Annotated in this window: 14 protein-coding genes, 2 tRNA genes, 1 other RNA gene and 1 pseudogene; 9 read left to right on the forward strand and 9 right to left on the reverse strand. The window is 75.5% G+C overall.

Annotated features, from left to right (window positions below; all coding sequences use genetic code 11):
- The 3 genes from O2W15_RS18745 to O2W15_RS18755 are packed head-to-tail and all read right to left on the reverse strand — an operon-like array spanning position 1 to position 2,495.
- The gene (locus O2W15_RS18745; protein ID WP_269161259.1) at positions 1 to 885 is read right to left on the reverse strand and encodes a branched-chain amino acid ABC transporter permease; all 885 of its coding nucleotides are present in this window, start codon (positions 883 to 885) and stop codon (positions 1 to 3) included.
- A gap of 46 nt (positions 886 to 931) precedes the next feature.
- Positions 932 to 1,702, reverse strand: coding sequence for an ABC transporter ATP-binding protein (locus tag O2W15_RS18750; protein ID WP_269161260.1), 771 nt, complete (start codon positions 1,700 to 1,702; stop codon positions 932 to 934).
- Positions 1,695 to 2,495, reverse strand: a complete 801-nt coding sequence (locus O2W15_RS18755; RefSeq protein ID WP_269180489.1) for an ABC transporter ATP-binding protein — start codon at positions 2,493 to 2,495, stop codon at positions 1,695 to 1,697. The genes O2W15_RS18750 and O2W15_RS18755 overlap by 8 nt, the downstream gene beginning before the upstream one ends.
- A gap of 270 nt (positions 2,496 to 2,765) precedes the next feature.
- Here O2W15_RS18755 and O2W15_RS18760 point away from each other — a divergent pair, with 270 nt between their 5' ends.
- Positions 2,766 to 3,971, forward strand: a complete 1,206-nt coding sequence (locus O2W15_RS18760; RefSeq protein ID WP_269165578.1) for a helix-turn-helix domain-containing protein — start codon at positions 2,766 to 2,768, stop codon at positions 3,969 to 3,971.
- A 57-nt stretch (positions 3,972 to 4,028) separates the two neighbouring features.
- On the opposite strand, the gene O2W15_RS18765 is transcribed toward O2W15_RS18760, so the two are convergent.
- Genes O2W15_RS18765 through O2W15_RS18775 form a run of 3 tightly spaced genes read right to left on the reverse strand, consistent with a single transcriptional unit; the run spans position 4,029 to position 5,690 of the window.
- The gene (locus tag O2W15_RS18765) at positions 4,029 to 4,262 is read right to left on the reverse strand and encodes a DUF2630 family protein (protein ID WP_269161264.1); all 234 of its coding nucleotides are present in this window, start codon (positions 4,260 to 4,262) and stop codon (positions 4,029 to 4,031) included.
- A 43-nt stretch (positions 4,263 to 4,305) separates the two neighbouring features.
- Positions 4,306 to 5,226 carry a prephenate dehydrogenase gene (locus O2W15_RS18770; protein WP_269180490.1) on the reverse strand — a complete coding sequence of 307 codons (921 nt, stop codon included), beginning with the start codon at positions 5,224 to 5,226 and terminating at the stop codon, positions 4,306 to 4,308.
- Positions 5,223 to 5,690, reverse strand: coding sequence for a PaaI family thioesterase (locus tag O2W15_RS18775; protein ID WP_269180491.1), 468 nt, complete (start codon positions 5,688 to 5,690; stop codon positions 5,223 to 5,225). Before O2W15_RS18775 ends, O2W15_RS18770 begins: the two co-directional genes overlap by 4 nt.
- Before the next feature lie 12 nt (positions 5,691 to 5,702).
- Here O2W15_RS18775 and O2W15_RS18780 point away from each other — a divergent pair, with 12 nt between their 5' ends.
- From O2W15_RS18780 to O2W15_RS18795, 4 genes are all read left to right on the forward strand, one after another.
- The gene (locus tag O2W15_RS18780) at positions 5,703 to 6,227 is read left to right on the forward strand and encodes a tRNA adenosine deaminase-associated protein (RefSeq protein ID WP_269161267.1); all 525 of its coding nucleotides are present in this window, start codon (positions 5,703 to 5,705) and stop codon (positions 6,225 to 6,227) included.
- Entirely contained in the window at positions 6,224 to 6,874 is a 651-nt protein-coding gene (locus O2W15_RS18785) for an HAD-IA family hydrolase (RefSeq protein WP_269180492.1), read from the forward strand. The genes O2W15_RS18780 and O2W15_RS18785 overlap by 4 nt, the downstream gene beginning before the upstream one ends.
- A gap of 94 nt (positions 6,875 to 6,968) precedes the next feature.
- Positions 6,969 to 7,427, forward strand: a complete 459-nt coding sequence (locus O2W15_RS18790) for a nucleoside deaminase (RefSeq protein ID WP_269180493.1) — start codon at positions 6,969 to 6,971, stop codon at positions 7,425 to 7,427.
- Between the two features lie 10 nt (positions 7,428 to 7,437).
- Positions 7,438 to 7,525: transfer RNA gene (locus O2W15_RS18795), tRNA-Ser, on the forward strand.
- A gap of 56 nt (positions 7,526 to 7,581) precedes the next feature.
- Here the strand turns inward: O2W15_RS18795 and O2W15_RS18800 are convergent.
- Together O2W15_RS18800 and O2W15_RS18805 are read right to left on the reverse strand one after the other, a co-directional pair.
- Positions 7,582 to 9,462, reverse strand: coding sequence for a serine/threonine-protein kinase (locus O2W15_RS18800; protein ID WP_269180494.1), 1,881 nt, complete (start codon positions 9,460 to 9,462; stop codon positions 7,582 to 7,584).
- A 31-nt stretch (positions 9,463 to 9,493) separates the two neighbouring features.
- Positions 9,494 to 9,841: a hypothetical protein gene (locus O2W15_RS18805; RefSeq protein ID WP_269161271.1), complete on the reverse strand. Its 348-nt coding sequence runs from the start codon at positions 9,839 to 9,841 to the stop codon at positions 9,494 to 9,496.
- Between the two features lie 139 nt (positions 9,842 to 9,980).
- On the opposite strand from O2W15_RS18805, the gene O2W15_RS18810 reads away from it, so the two are divergent.
- Positions 9,981 to 10,065, forward strand: a tRNA-Ser gene (locus tag O2W15_RS18810).
- A 66-nt stretch (positions 10,066 to 10,131) separates the two neighbouring features.
- Here the strand turns inward: O2W15_RS18810 and O2W15_RS18815 are convergent.
- Positions 10,132 to 10,977, reverse strand: a pseudogene (locus O2W15_RS18815) (DMT family transporter); the annotation flags it as partial.
- 71 nt (positions 10,978 to 11,048) lie between these two features.
- On the opposite strand from O2W15_RS18815, the gene ffs reads away from it, so the two are divergent.
- The 3 genes from ffs to O2W15_RS18830 all read left to right on the forward strand — a co-directional run bounded on the left by ffs (position 11,049) and on the right by O2W15_RS18830 (position 14,201).
- An RNA gene (gene ffs / locus O2W15_RS18820) (signal recognition particle sRNA small type) lies at positions 11,049 to 11,144 on the forward strand.
- A gap of 74 nt (positions 11,145 to 11,218) precedes the next feature.
- Positions 11,219 to 11,887: a YceI family protein gene (locus O2W15_RS18825; RefSeq protein ID WP_269180495.1), complete on the forward strand. Its 669-nt coding sequence runs from the start codon at positions 11,219 to 11,221 to the stop codon at positions 11,885 to 11,887.
- A gap of 49 nt (positions 11,888 to 11,936) precedes the next feature.
- A complete protein-coding gene (locus tag O2W15_RS18830; RefSeq protein WP_269180496.1) occupies positions 11,937 to 14,201 on the forward strand; it encodes a DNA polymerase III subunit gamma and tau in 2,265 nt (754 codons plus the stop codon).
- Positions 14,202 to 14,205: the final 4 nt, after the last annotated feature.

Raw genomic sequence — 14,205 nt, forward strand, 5'->3', positions numbered from 1 at the left:
TCATGCCCTCCGAGCCGTGCTGCTGGCGAACAGGCCACCGGGGCGCACGAGCAGCACGACCATCAGGATGACCAGGGCGGCGACGTTGACCAGGGCACTGCCCCGCTCCACGTAGCCGCTGACGTAGCTGAGGGCCAGGCCCAGGATCAGCCCGCCGACGATGGCGCCGATGGGGGAGTCCAGGCCGCCGAGCACGGCGGCGACGAAGCCGAAGACGATCAGGCTGTCCATGTAGGCGGGGTAGACGAACTCCCCGCCGGCGATGAGCAGGCCGGCCAGTGAGCCGACGACGGCGGCGAGCGCCCAGCCGAGGGTGAGCATCCGGCCGACCCGCACGCCGAGCAGCCGGGCGACCTCCTGGCCGAACGCCGAGGCGCGCATCGCCAGGCCGATCCGGGTGAACCGGAACAGCACCACCAGCAGCGCCATGGTGACCAGCACCGCGGCGATCACCCAGACGCTGTTCGGGGTGAGCGCGATCCGGTTGTCGCCGACCTGGAAGCCCTCCAGCCCGAACGGCGTCGGGAACGACTGGAACGCCGAGCCGAAGACGATCGCGATCGCGGCCTGGATGGCGACGAAGAGGCCGAGGGTCACGATGACCGCGTTGAGCTCCGGGCCGCCCTCGACGGGCCGGATGACGACCCGTTCCACGAGGGCGCCCAGCACCAGCCCGGAGAGCAGGGCGACCACCAGGGCCACCCAGTAGGACTGCCCGGCCTGGATGAGCGCGAGGGCGATGAAGGTCGTCGCCGCCGCCATCGAGCCCTGGGCGAAGTTCACGATCCGGGTGGACCGCCAGATCAGCACCAGGGCGAGGGCGAAGGCCGAGTAGACCATGCCCTCGGTCAACCCGGTGAGGGTGACGTTCACGAAGTACTGCACGGAGGAGGTGCCTTCCTGGCGGTGCGGAGGGGACTCGGGAAGTGGGTCAGAAGCCCAGGTAGGCGTGCCGGAGGTCCTCGTCGGCCATCAACGTGCGGGCGGAGTCGGTGACGACCACCCGGCCGAGGTTGAGGACGACGCCGACGTCGGCCACCGACAGGGCGCTCCGCGCGTTCTGCTCGACCAGCAGGACCGACAGCCCCTCGCTGTCGACCAGGCGGCGGAGCAGACCGAAGATCTGCGCCACGATCCGCGGGGCCAGGCCCAGCGACGGCTCGTCGAGCAGCAGGATCCGCGGCTGGGCCAGCAGTGCCCGCCCGATCACGAGCATCTGCCGCTCGCCGCCGGAGAGGACGTGTGCCGGCTGGTCGCGGCGCTCGGCGATCCGGGGGAACAGGTCGTAGATGCGGTCGTACTCGCTCTTCTCGACCTTGCCCCGGAACAGCGCCCCGACCCGCAGGTTCTCGTGCACGGTGAGCTCGGCGATGACGCCGCGTCCCTCGGGCACGTGGGCCATGCCCCGGCCGACCATCGACTCGACGGAGGCGGAGGTGATGTCCTCCCCGTCCAGGACGACCCGGCCCGAGGAGCTCCGGACCAGCCCGCTGATGGTGCGCAGCAGGGTGGTCTTGCCGGCGCCGTTGGCCCCGAGGACGGCGGTGATCCGGCCGGTGTCCGCGCGCAGCGAGACCCCGTCCAGCGCCCGGACCGCGCCGTAGGAGGAGGTGAGGTCCTCGACCTCCAGCAGCGCCGGGCCGGCGGCGGTGCCCCCGTCGGTCGCGACCGCCGTGCTGCCGTGTGCGCGGGTGTCAGCCATGGTGGCGCCCTCCGTCGGTGCGGGTCGTGCCGGCCGCGTCCTCCTCGGCGGTGACCTCGTCGCCGAGGTAGGCCTCGGTGACGGCGGGGTCGGCCTGGACCTCGGCCGGGGTGCCGGCGGCGATCTGCCGCCCGGAGTCCAGGACGGTGATCCGGTCGCAGACCCGCATGACCAGGTCCATGTGGTGCTCGACCAGCAGCACGCTCATCCGGCCGGACAGGGTGCGGATGAGCTCGCCGAGCTCGTGCATCTCGTCCTCGGCGAGACCGCTGGCGGGCTCGTCGAGCAGCAGCAGGTCGGGGGCGGAGACCAGTGCCCGGGCCAGCGCGACCCGCTTCTGCACCGGGTAGGGGAGGCCGCCGGGGTAACGGCCGGCGTACTTCTGGGCGCCCAGGTCGCTCAGCGCGGCGAGGGCCCGGGCGCGCAGCTCCCGCTCGTCGCGGTCGGAGCGCGGCAGGGCGAACAGTGCGGAACCGAAGCCGGCCCGGGCGTGCCGGTGGGCGCCGATCATGACGTTCTCCAGCACGGTCATGCCGGGGAAGAGGCCCACGCCCTGCAGGGTGCGGGAGATGCCCAGGCCGGCCAGCTGGTGCGGCTTCAGCCGGCGGAGCGGCTGGCCACGCCAGGTCATCTCACCGGCCGTGGGGCGCACGATCCCGCAGGCGACGTTGAACAGCGTCGTCTTGCCCGCGCCGTTCGGGCCGATCAGCCCGTGCACCTGGCCGGGCTCGACCACCAGCGAGACCTCGGAGAGGGCGATCACGCCGCCGAAGGCGACGGTGATCCCGGTCATCTCCAGGCTGGCAGACGGGGCGCGGTCGGTGTCCGGGGCAGCTGTGCGGTGGACCGCAGTGCTGCCTGCAGTCGGGGTCGGCTGCGCCAACGGGCCCACGGCTCCTTTGCCTCGGGTACCCCGTCCGCCGGGCATGGCGCGGCGGACGAGTGCCGGATGATCCGACTCCCCGAGGGTGCGGTGCGGTGAGTGCCGTCACAATGGGCGCGGAGCACAGCGATCGCTCCGATTGCTTGTGCAGTGTGCCGTGTGTCACAGATGGGGGGCGAGGTGCAACCGTTCCGACCCGAGGTCTCCGCGCGCCTGGCCCAGCTCGCTCCGCCGCTGCTGAGCCAGCTCGACGAGATGACCTCCCGGATGATCAGCATCCTGGAGCGCACCGAGGGCGCCTACACCGAGCAGGGCCCCGTCGTCCGGGCCGAGTTGTTCGAGTCCAGCCGGGCCAACCTCGAGCGGGCGGTGCGCACCCTGATGGGCGACTCCGACGACGGTGGCCGCGCGGCGCTCGCCGCGGCCCGGGAGGTCGGGAGCCGCCGGGCGATCCAGGGGGTGCCGCTGGAGACGGTATTGCGCGCCTACCGGCTGGGCGGGCAGGTCACCTGGGAGGCGCTGCGCGCGACGGCGCGGGCCGCCGAGGCGCCGGGCGACAGCGACGTCCTGCTCGAGGTGGCGGGCTCGGTGTGGCACGTCAACGACGTGCAGTGCGCGGCCCTGGCCGAGGCCTACCGGACCGAGGAGCGGCGGCTGGCCGGCATCGACGACCAGGCGCGCCAGCAGGTGCTGGACGGGCTGCTGGGTGGCCGCGGGGGTGACCCGGTGTTCGTCCGGACGGCGTCGGAGCTGCTGGCGCTGCCACTGGACGGGCGGTTGGTCTGTGCCGTCGCGCCCCCGGACGAGTCCGGGGGGCCGAACCTCGACGACCCCGGCGCCCGGCTGCTGAAGCGGGGCGTGCGCTCGGTGTGGGGCTGGCGCTCCGGTGCGCAGGTCGGGGTGGTGGCGCTGGGCACCCGCCAGGTCGGCGACGTGCTCACCTGGCTGGCCGAGCTGGCCGGGGGCCCGGTGGGCGTCTCGGCCGTGGTGGACGGCGCCGCGGCGGTCGCCTCCGCCTGGCGGCTGGCCGACACCGCGGCCCGCACCCTGCCCCCCGGCCAGCCCCGGGTGGTCACGATCGACGACCGGTTGCCCGAGGCGCTGCTGAGCAGCTCCCCGGAGATCACCCGCCGGCTCGTGGAGCAGTCGCTGGGCCGGCTGCTCGACCTGCCCGCCGACGAGCGGGACGTGCTGCTGGACACGCTGACCGCCGTGCTGGCCGCGGACGGGTCACCGACGCGGGCCGCCGACCAGCTCTACTGCCACCGCAACACGGTCATGCACCGGCTGCGCCGGATCGAACAGGTCACCGGCCGCTCGGTGGCCGACCCCCGGTCCCGGCTGCTCTGGCAGCTCGCCCTGCTGGGGGCCGACCACCACCGCTGACCCGGGTCTCCGAGGCGCGGTTCGACCCCCTTGCAGGAGGGCAAGGGGGTCCTCCCATCACTGCAGGTAGTTCTCGACCTGCGGCTCCGGGCGCGGCTGGGCCTCGTCGGGGTCCTCGCCGTACTGCCGCTTGGCGTCCCGCTGGCGGATCAGGTCCCACAGCTGGTCGCGCTCCTCCTCGATCTGCCGGAGCCGGGCGCGCTGCTCGTCGGTGTGCTCGCTGGAGTCGCGGAGCGCGTGCTCCTCCTCGACCAGCGCGTCGATCTTGCTGCGGATCTCCTTGTCGTCCATGGCGGTCACCTTGCCCGGTCCGGGCGCCTCCCACGCCTGCCGGTCACGGCCGATCCGGCACCCAGCCCTCGACGAAGGCAGCCAGCCGCCGGGTGACCGCGCCGCCGGCCCGGCCCAGCGCGAGCAGGGCCGCCCGGTCCAGCGGGACCCGGACCGTCCGCCGTCCGGCATCGGCCACCCGCACCGCGTGCCCGTCGGCGACCAGCTCCGGCCAGGGGCGGTCCAGCTGGGCGCGGACCCGGTCCAGCGCCGCGGCCGCCGGGCCGGCGTTGCCGGTGACCAGCGCGGTGACGAACGCCGGGTCGCTGCCGATCACCCGGGTGGCGTCCCGGAAGCTGCCGGCGGCGAGGGAGAGCGCGAGCGGGCCGGCCTGCCCGGCGGCGGCCGCCACCGCGGCGGCCAGCAGGTGCGGGACGGCGCTGATCGCCGCCACCGCGTCGTCGTGCTCGGCGGCGGTCACCGGCACCACCTCGGCGCCGACGGCGAGTGCGATCTCGGCGACCCGCAGCCAGCGCCGCAGGTCGGTGTCGGCCTCCAGGCACAGCGCCCAGCGGGCACCGGCGAACAGGGTGGGGTCGACGGCGGCGTGCCCGGAGCGTTCGGTGCCGCACATCGGGTGCCCGCCGACGTACCGGTCCCCGTGGGCGGCCCCCAGCTCGGCGAGCACCGGCGCCTTCACCGAACCCAGGTCGGTGACCGTGGCGCCGGGGTCGATCCGCAGCCCGTCCAGCGCCGTGGCCATCGCGGGGAGCGGGACGGCGAGCACGACCACCCCGGTCAGCTCCCGGCGGATCGCCACGCCGGCGTCCTCCGCTGCGTCGCGGGCGGCCGGGTCGACGTCCCAGCCGGAGACCGGGCGCCCGGCCGCGGCCAGCGCGGCCGCCAGCGACCCGCCCAGCTGTCCGAGGCCGACGACGGACACCGGCGGTGCCGGCATCGTCGGGACGGGGAAGGAGCCGGTCACGGCGTCGCCTCGCCGGTCTCCCAGGGGGTCCCCAGCCGGAAGACCCGGGCCAGGGCGGTGGCGACCGGCCGGCCGTCCGCGGTGGCCGCCTCGATCCGGTAGACGGCGGTGCGGCCGGTGCGGTGCAGCTCGACGCCCTCCGCGACCAGGTGGTCGCCGGGCCGGCCGGCGGAGAGGAACTCGGTGTGCACGTCCTGGGCGACGGCGACCGTGCCGTGGCTGTTGCTCACCGCGGCGTGCACCACGTCCAGCAGCGCCATCGTGGCGCCGCCGTGCGCCGTGCCGACCGCGTTGAGCAGGGTCGGCCCGACGGTCATCGACGCGCGGGCGTAGCCGGGCCGGACCTCCTCCAGCTCGATGCCCAGGTGAGCGGCGAGCGGATCGGCGGCGAGGGCGGCGAACAGTGCCGGGGCGACGGCGGGGACGTCGACCGGCGCGCTGTCGTCGGGGAGGGCGTCGGCCATGATCTACAGGCTATGGCCCCCTCCTCCGACTCCGGCACCACGCTGCGGCAGAGCTTCGCCGTCCGGGTCAGCTCGGCCGCCGGTCGCTGGCAGTGCGAGCTGCTCGCCGCCGGCGCCGACGACGAGCTCCCGGCCCTGGAACGCGCGCTCGGCGAGCCGGGCACCGCCGGCTGGCCGGGCCCGTTCGTGGTCGTCGTCGACAGCCGCCTCTACTTCGTCGTGCTGCGACACGGACCGGGCGGCATGGTCCGGGCGCTGGTGTCCGACGCCACGTTCCAGGAGCACCTGCTCGCGGCCGAGGCGGTGGAGCGCTACGGCATCCCGGTCGAGACCGGCGCCACGATCGACGACGCCTTCGACGAGGACGGCCAGGGCTGGCCCGGCGGTGACCTCGACGTCTTCGCCGACGCCGGGCTGCCGGCCGAGGAGCTGGCCCGGCTGCTGGACTCCGACGAGCTGTGGGCCGACGAGATGGTGCTGGCCATCGCCGAACGGCTGGGCTTCGCCGACGAGCTGACGGCGGTGGCGACCCCGTGAGCGTCCCCGGCCACGTCAGCGCCGTCGTCTTCGACCTGGGCGGCGTGCTCACCGAGAGCCCGCTGACCGCCTTCGCCGCCTACGAGGAGGAGGCGGCGCTGCCCGCCGGGTTCATCGTGGGGCTGAACAGCACGGACCCGGACACGAACGCCTGGGCCCGCTACGAGCGCCGGGAACTCGACGAGCCGGGGTTCCGGCGCGCCTTCGAGGCCGAGGCCGCCGCCGCCGGGCACCCGCTGGACGCCGCGCGGGTGCTCGCCGCGCTGGCGGGGGAGCTGCGCCCGGCGATGGTGGCGGCGGTGCAGCGGCTGCGGACGGCGGGGCTGCCGCTGGCGCTGTTGTCGAACAACGTGGCCCCGATGCAGCGCACCGGCCGGCTGGGCGAGCTGCTGGCGCTGTTCGACGTCGTCGTCGAGTCCTCGGTCGAGGGCGTGCGCAAGCCCGAACCGGCGATCTACCCGCTCGCGCTGCAGCGCCTGGGGGAGGCGGTCGGGCGGGAGATCGCGCCGTCGGACTGCGCCTACCTGGACGACCTGGGCATCAACCTGAAGCCGGCCCGCGCACTGGGCATGCAGACGATCAAGGTCGTCGACCCCGGCACCGCGCTCGCCGAGCTGTCCGCGCTCACCGGCCTGGACCTGACGTGACCTCGTGGCGCAGTTGTGCTCTGGCTGCACCAGTGCACCAGAGCACAACTCACGGCGAGGCACACCCGTCTGCCCGTCCGTGGGCGGGCCGGTGGTGACCGACGACGAGGCGATGCTGCGGGCGCTGGAGCTCGCGGCCGCCGCGCAGGAGTGGGGTGACACGCCGATCGGCGCCGTCGTCCTCGGACGCGACGGGACGGTGCTGGCCGAGGCGGCCAACGAGCGGGAGAAGCGGGGCGACCCGACGGCGCACGCCGAGGTCCTTGCCCTGCGGGCGGCCGCGGCGGCGCACGGTGACGGCTGGCGGCTGACCGGGGCGAGCCTGGTGGTCACGCTCGAGCCCTGCACGATGTGCGCCGGCGCGAGCGTGCTGGCCCGGGTGGCGCGGGTGGTCTACGCCGCCGACGACCCGAAGGCCGGGGCAGCAGGTTCGCTGTGGGACGTCGTCCGGGACCGGCGGCTGAACCACCGGCCCGAGGTCATCGGCGGTGTCCGAGCCGAGGAGTCCGGCGCGTTGCTACGTGCGTTCTTCCGCGCGAAGCGGGGCCTGTAGTCTCTCCGGCGGTGGCGTGTCCGAGCGGCCGAAGGAGCACGCCTCGAAAGCGTGTGAGGTGCAAGCCTCCGTGGGTTCAAATCCCACCGCCACCGCCAGTCGAGAACGGCGGCGCCCTCCTGGGGGCGCCGCCGTTCTGGCGTCCCGGGGCCCGTCAGACCGGGACGTCGTAGTCGATGAGCAGTTGGCCGTCGTCGCCGCGGACCAGGGTGATCTGGTGCTGCTCGGGTCTGACGGTGCCGTCGCGCTCGGTGAAGGTCACCGGCATCGAGGCGACGAGCGACCCGTCCTGCGCCGACACCGGCCCTCGGGTGACGCTCTGGAAGCGGTTCCAGAAGGTGAGGTAGGCCGACCTGCTGCCGATCTCCGCGCGCAGCCGGGGCCCGGTACGCTCCCAGGCCGACTCGGGGTCGCCGGGCAGCAGTGCGTAGTAGCTGGTGATCGCCTGGCTCACTTCGGCGGCGGAGCCCGGGGCCGGGCCCGCGGGCGGCGGGGTCGAGCTCGGGGCCGGGGACGGCGGTGATGTCGTGGGCGTGGGGCTCGAGGTCGCCGTCGGGGCCGAGGTCGCTGCGGCGGTCGGGGTCTCCGGGGGGACCGACGGGGTCACCGGCTCCTCCTCGGTCGCCGGCGCGGGCTCGGAGGACGACGGTGCCGGCGGTGGGGTGCTGGCCGCTGCCGACGGCGCCCCGCCGTCGTCCGGCCGGGTGTTGAGCCAGACCGCGCCGAGCGTGCCGGACAGGGCGAGGAGCACCACCGCGACGGCGGCGAACAGGCGGGACCGGCGGCGACCGCGGCGCGGCGCGGGGGCGGATGAGGCAGTCCGGTCGGCCGCAGGCACCGCACCGGCCACCGGTGTGGCACTGCCGGTCCCCGGGCCGGCGGTGGCCTCGGGCTGACCGCCGGTCTCCGGGGACGGCGCCGGGTCGGCCGGCACCGCCGACCCGGCGGCGGGCGCCCCTGCGGCGGACGCGGCGGATGCGGAGTCGGCGTCGGCGTGCCCGGTGGCGAGGGAGTCGGAGTCGGCGGACCCGGTGGTGGGGGAGTCGGGGCCGGGGGACCCGGTGGGCCCGGTGGTGGGGGAGTCGGTGGCGGCCGGCCCGTCCGTCGGGCCGGTCGGCTCCGCGTCGGACACCGGGCGCAGGTCGGCGAGCGTCGGCAGCAGCGGCGTGCGCGCGGTGAGCACCTCGGTGACGTCGCCGTCCCGGCCGGCGGCCAGCTTCGCCAGCTGGTCGCGCACCTGCGACATCGTCGGCCGCTTCGCCGGGTCGTTGTCCAGCATCCGCCGGAGCGGCCGGGTGAGCGCCCCGGCGTTCCGCGGGCGGTTCACGTTCCCGCCGGCGACCCGGTGGAGCATCTCCAGCGGGTTCTCCGTCATCCCGAACGGCGGGGTCCCCTCCAGGCAGGCGTGCAGCGTCGCACCCAGGGAGAAGACGTCACTGGCCTCCCCGGGCTCCTGCCCGCGGGCGACCTCGGGGGCCAGGTAGGCCGGCGTCCCCTTGACCACGCCGGTCTGGGTGAGCGAGACGTCGCCACGGGCCCGGGAGATGCCGAAGTCGGTGATCTTCACCAGGCCGGCGCTGCGCTGCCCCTCGCCGATCAGGATGTTGCCCGGCTTCACGTCCCGGTGGACCACGCCGACGGCGTGCGTGGCCACCAGCGCATCGGCGACCTGGGCGCCGATCTGGGCCACCTGCTGCACCGGCAGCGTGCCCCGCTGGGCCAGCACGCTCGCCAGGCTCTGGGAGGGCAGGTACTCCATGATCAGCCACGGCGTCCCGCCGTCGTCGACCATGTCGTAGACCGCGACGGCGTGCGGATGGGTCAGCCGGGCGGCGATCCGGCCCTCGCGCATCGCCGCGTCGCGGTGCCCGGCGGTCGTCTCCGGGTCGCTGCCGAGCGGGATGAGCACCTGCTTGACCGCGACGTCACGGCCCAGCAGCTCGTCACGGGCCAGCCAGACCGCACCCATCGCCCCGCCACCGAGCCGGGAGCGCAGCAGGTAGCGCCCGGCCACCCGGGCGCCCGGCGCCGTCACCTCAGCTCTGCTCGCACCCGGCCCGCCGGCGTCAGGCGGAGACCGGGGCCCCGTACCGGCGGGCGTACTCGGTCTGGGCGCCCTCGGGCAGCGCGTCGTAGAGGTCGGCGAGCTGGTCGACCGAGCTCTGCGGCAGCTCGTCGAACAGCTGCTGCCAGCTCGGCGGCTCGTCGTGGCTGCGGGTCAGCAGCAGCTCCCACGCCCGGGTCTGCCGTTCGCGCTGCGCGCGCCCGGCGACCAGGCCGGAGAGGTACTGGTCCTTGGCGGCGTCCTTCTCGGCGCGGGTGGCGTCGGGCGGGAGGTTGCTGGGGTCGGTCTCCTCCAGTGCGGTGACGATCGCCGCGACCACGTCGGGGCGTACCTGCTCAGCGTTGCTCATGTCGGTCCTCCCGGTGTCCGGTCCGTGCGGCGGTCGCCGTCCCGTAGATCACTCAACCACTCTCCGGCCCCGCTGGCCGCTCGGGTGGAGGGGAGCGGCTGACCGCCGCGGACCCGACCGGTACAGTGGCCCGCGCACTGGAGGATTCGCCTAGTGGCCTATGGCGCTCGCTTGGAAAGCGGGTTGGGTGCAAGCCCTCGGGAGTTCGAATCTCCCATCCTCCGCAGGTAGAGCGCCGTCACGGCGCCGAGCATGAGCACACCCCCGACCAGTGCGGTCGGGGCGAGCCGCTCCCCGAGCACCACGGCCGCCAGCGCGGTCGCGGTCAGCGGCTCCAGCAGCGTCACGATCGAGGCGACCGCGGCCGGCACGGCCCGCACCCCGGTGAAGAACAGCCCGTACGCCAGCGCGGTCGGCACCAGCCCGAGGTAGACCAGCAGCGCCAGCCCCAGCGGGTCGGTGGTGAGGTCGAGCCCCGCGGCCAGCGCCACCGGCGTCAGCAGCACGGCGCCCACCGTGAAGCCCACCGTCGTCGTCGGCACCCCGGCCGGGGCGCCGGCCGACAGCAGCACGACGGCGGCGTAGGCGACCGCGCAGCCGACCGCGGCCAGCGCGCCCAGCACGACCGCGTCCCCGCCGTCGCCGCCCGCGGAGACCCCCACGAGCAGCACGAGCCCGGCCAGCGCGACGACCAGGGCGCCCCCCGTCGCCCGGTCGGGGCGGCCGTGCCCGAGCGCGGCGGCGCCCACGGCGACCAGCAGCGGCGCCAGGCCCAGCGCGACCAGTGTCGCGATGCTCACCCCCGCCGTGGCCACGGCGGCGAAGTAGGCGGCCTGGTAGGCCGCCAGTCCCGCGCCGACGCCGGCCAGCCGCCAGCGCAGCGACCGCGACCAGGCGACGGGCTGGACGGCGGACCGCGCCGCGCGGCGCCGTCCGAGCAGGTGGACGGCGAGCAGGGCGACGGCGCCGACGGCCATCCGGTGCCACGCGACGTCCAGCGGGTCGAGGTCGGTGCGGTCGGCGACCAGGTCACCGCTGATGCCCGCGGTCCCCCAGCACAGCGCGGCGAGGACGACGAGCACGAAGCCCCGGGCGGACGGGGAGGTCGGGCCGGGCTGAGGGGTGCGCCCGGTCATGCGGCGGGAGCGTACGGGGGGTGCCGGCGGCGGGTGCGGCGTCCGTCGCGGTCGCGTCCTCTACAGTGGACGTCGACCCCTCGTGCGGCGTCACCCTGTGAACCTCCCCAGGGCCGGAAGGCAGCAAGGATAAGCGGGCTCTGGCGGGTGTGCGGGGGGTCCTTTCTCTTTCCCGACGGTTCCCAGCCTCTTCCCAGGTTGGTGCGCTGCAATGCACCCACCTTCGAGCGGGGGAGTGGCCGTGCCCAGTCGTCGCACCTGGTGGATCACCGGCGGGGCCGTGGCGGTCGTCGCCGCAGGCGCGATCGGTGGGCCGCTGGTCTACGCCGCCCTCGAGGAGGACGCACCCCCGGCGCCAACCGTCCAGGCGCAGCCGGAGGAGGTCGCCCTCACGCCGGACACCGACGGCACCTGGACGATCGCCCCGAGCTCCACCGCGGGCTACCGCGTGGACGAGGTGCTCAACGGCGCCGACGTCACCGTGGCCGGCGTGACCGACCAGGTCACCGGCTCCGTCGTCGTCTCCGACGGGGACCTCGCCGACGCCGACGTGATCGTGGACGTCGCCTCGATCACCACCGACAGCGGCCGCCGCGACTCCTACTTCCGGGACAACGTGATGGACGTCGACGCGAACCCCACCGCGACGTTCTCCGTCGTCGAGGTGGCCGACCTCCCGGAGGTCACCGGCACCCCGGTCACCGTGCCGGTCACCGGCGAGCTGACCCTGGGCGGCGTGACCCAGCAGGTGCAGACCGAGATCTCCGTGGTCCGCACCGCCGGGGGCATCGACGTCTCCGGCTCCGTGCCGGTGACCTTCGACGACTACGGGATCGACCCACCGAACCTGGGCTTCGTGCGGGTCGAGGACTCCGGTTCCGTCGAGTTCCTCCTGCACCTCACCCTCTGAGCGGGCCGCGCTGCACCAGGGAGTCGGTGCGGCCACGTAGCCTCGCGGCGTGGCTCTGGCGCTCTACCGCAAGTACCGTCCGGCGACCTTCGCCGAGGTGGTCGGGCAGGAGCACGTCACCGCACCCCTGATGAACGCCGTGGACGGCGGGCGGATCAACCACGCCTACCTGTTCAGCGGGCCGCGGGGCTGCGGGAAGACCTCGTCGGCGCGGATCCTGGCGCGCTCGCTCAACTGCGAGCAGGGGCCCACCTCCACCCCCTGCGGCGTGTGCGGCTCGTGCATCGCGCTGGCCCCCGACGGCCCCGGCTCGATCGACGTCATGGAGATCGACGCGGCCAGCCACGGTGGTGTCGACGACGCCCGCGACCTGCGCGAGAAGGCGTTCTTCGCCCCGGTCCACAGCCGCTACAAGGTCTACATCGTCGACGAGGCGCACATGGTGAGCTCGCAGGGCTTCAACGCCCTGCTCAAGGTGGTCGAGGAGCCGCCGGAGTTCCTGGTCTTCGTCTTCGCCACCACCGAGCCGGAGAAGGTCCTCCCGACCATCCGCTCGCGCACCCACCACTACCCGTTCCGGCTGGTGCCGCCCAGCACGCTGCGCGGCCTGCTGGAGCGGACGTGCGAGGCCGAGGGCGTCACCGTGGAGCCGACGGTGTTCCCGCTGGTGGTCCGGGCCGGCGGCGGCTCGGTGCGCGACTCGCTGTCGATCCTCGACCAGCTGCTGGCCGGCGCCGGCCCCGAGGGGGTCACCTACCGGTCGGCCGTGGGCCTGCTCGGTGTCACCGACGAGGCGCTGCTCGACGAGGCCGTCGACGCCCTGGCCGCCTCCGACGCGCCGGGCGTCTTCCAGGCCGTCGACCGGGTGGTCGAGGCCGGGCACGACCCCCGCCGCTTCGCCACCGACCTGCTGGACCGGCTGCGCGATCTCATCGTGCTGGACGCCGTGCCCGAGGCCGGCGGCAACGGCCTGCTCGACAGCCCGCCCGACCGGCTCGACGTGATGAGCCGGCAGGCCCAGGCGCTGGGTTCCGCCACGTTGTCCCGGCTGGCCGACACCGTGCACGAGGGCCTCACCGAGATGCGCGGGACGACGGCCCCCCGGCTGCTGCTGGAGCTGGTCTGCGCCCGGATGCTGCTGCCCGGGGTCGACGGCTCGGCCACGGCCACCCTGCAGCGCCTGGAGCGGCTGGAGCGGCGGATGTCGATCGCCGGCGAGCACGCGGGCCGCCCGGAGGCGGCGGCCGTGCCGGCGCCGGTGCGCGAGCCCGCCCGGCCGGCTCCGGCGCAGGCCCCGCCGGCTCCGGCGCAGGCCCCGCCGGCCCCGGCTCAGGCCACTCCGACGCAGGCTCCGGCCCAGCCCCCGGCCGCCGAGCCGGCAGCGCCCCCCGCCGCCGCGCAGCCCAGCCGGCCGGCCTACGTGCGTCCCTCGCAGGCCCGCTCCGCGCCGGCCACCCCGACGCCCGCCCCGGCGTCCCCGCCGGCCCCGGAGGGGGACGACGGCTGGCCGGTGACCGCCCGCCCGGGCGCCCCGGCCCCGGCGCCGTCGTCCTCCCGGCCGCCGGCCGCCGAGCCGCCGCGGCCCCGGTCGGAGGGGTCCTCGGCGTCCGAGGTCCCGCTGCCGCCCGAGCCCACCGACGACGAGGACTGGCCGCAGCCGTCCCGCCCCGCCGCTCCGGAACCGCGCCGGGCCACCACGCCGGACGCCGACGCCGCTCCCGCTCCCGCGCCCGGCGCCGCAGCGGAGTCGGCGCCTGCGCCACGCGGCGGCGAGCCGACGCCGCTGGTGTCGGCCACCCCGGAGGAGCCCGCCGGTGACGACGGTGCGCTGACCACGGCCGACGTCCGGCGGATCTGGCCGGAGCTGCTCAAGGTGGTGCGCGGGCACAAGCGCACCACCGAGGCGCTGCTCAAGAGCGCCCAGGTGCACGACCTGACCAACGGGGTGCTCACCCTGGCGGCCACCTCGCCGGCGCTGGCAAAGATGCTGGGCGACGACCTGAACAAGGACGTCATCCGGCAGTCGCTGGAGGAGCTGCTGGGCGTCCGCTGGAAGGTGCAGGCCGTCGTCGAGGGTGGCCCGGGTCAGCCCGGCGGCGCAGGAGGCCGTCCGGGCGGGGCACCGGTGTCACCGGAGGCCGCGCGGGCCGCCGTGCAGGCCGCGGAGTCCGCCGAGGCCGACGAGCTGATGGCCGAACGGGCCGCCGACGCGGACTCCGGCGGCGCCGCGGACAACGCGCCGGCGCTGGACCCCGAGGCCGCCGCGCTGCAGCTGCTGCGCACCCAGCTCGGCGCGCGGCCGATCGACAGCTGACCGG

Origin of the sequence: Modestobacter sp. VKM Ac-2979 (assembly GCF_026967995.1) — a bacterium.
Lineage (GTDB): Bacteria > Actinomycetota > Actinomycetes > Mycobacteriales > Geodermatophilaceae > Modestobacter.

Excerpts from the sequence above, each read along its gene's own strand:
- O2W15_RS18805 (WP_269161271.1), bottom strand. The coding sequence starts at position 9,841 with ATGAGCAACGCTGAGCAGGTACGCCCCGACGTGGTCGCGGCGATCGTC.
- O2W15_RS18750 (WP_269161260.1), bottom strand. The coding sequence starts at position 1,702 with ATGGCTGACACCCGCGCACACGGCAGCACGGCGGTCGCGACCGACGGG.
- O2W15_RS18775 (WP_269180491.1), bottom strand. The coding sequence starts at position 5,690 with ATGGCCGACGCCCTCCCCGACGACAGCGCGCCGGTCGACGTCCCCGCC.
- O2W15_RS18780 (WP_269161267.1), top strand. The coding sequence starts at position 5,703 with ATGGCCCCCTCCTCCGACTCCGGCACCACGCTGCGGCAGAGCTTCGCC.
- O2W15_RS18765 (WP_269161264.1), bottom strand. The coding sequence starts at position 4,262 with ATGGACGACAAGGAGATCCGCAGCAAGATCGACGCGCTGGTCGAGGAG.
- O2W15_RS18755 (WP_269180489.1), bottom strand. The coding sequence starts at position 2,495 with ATGACCGGGATCACCGTCGCCTTCGGCGGCGTGATCGCCCTCTCCGAG.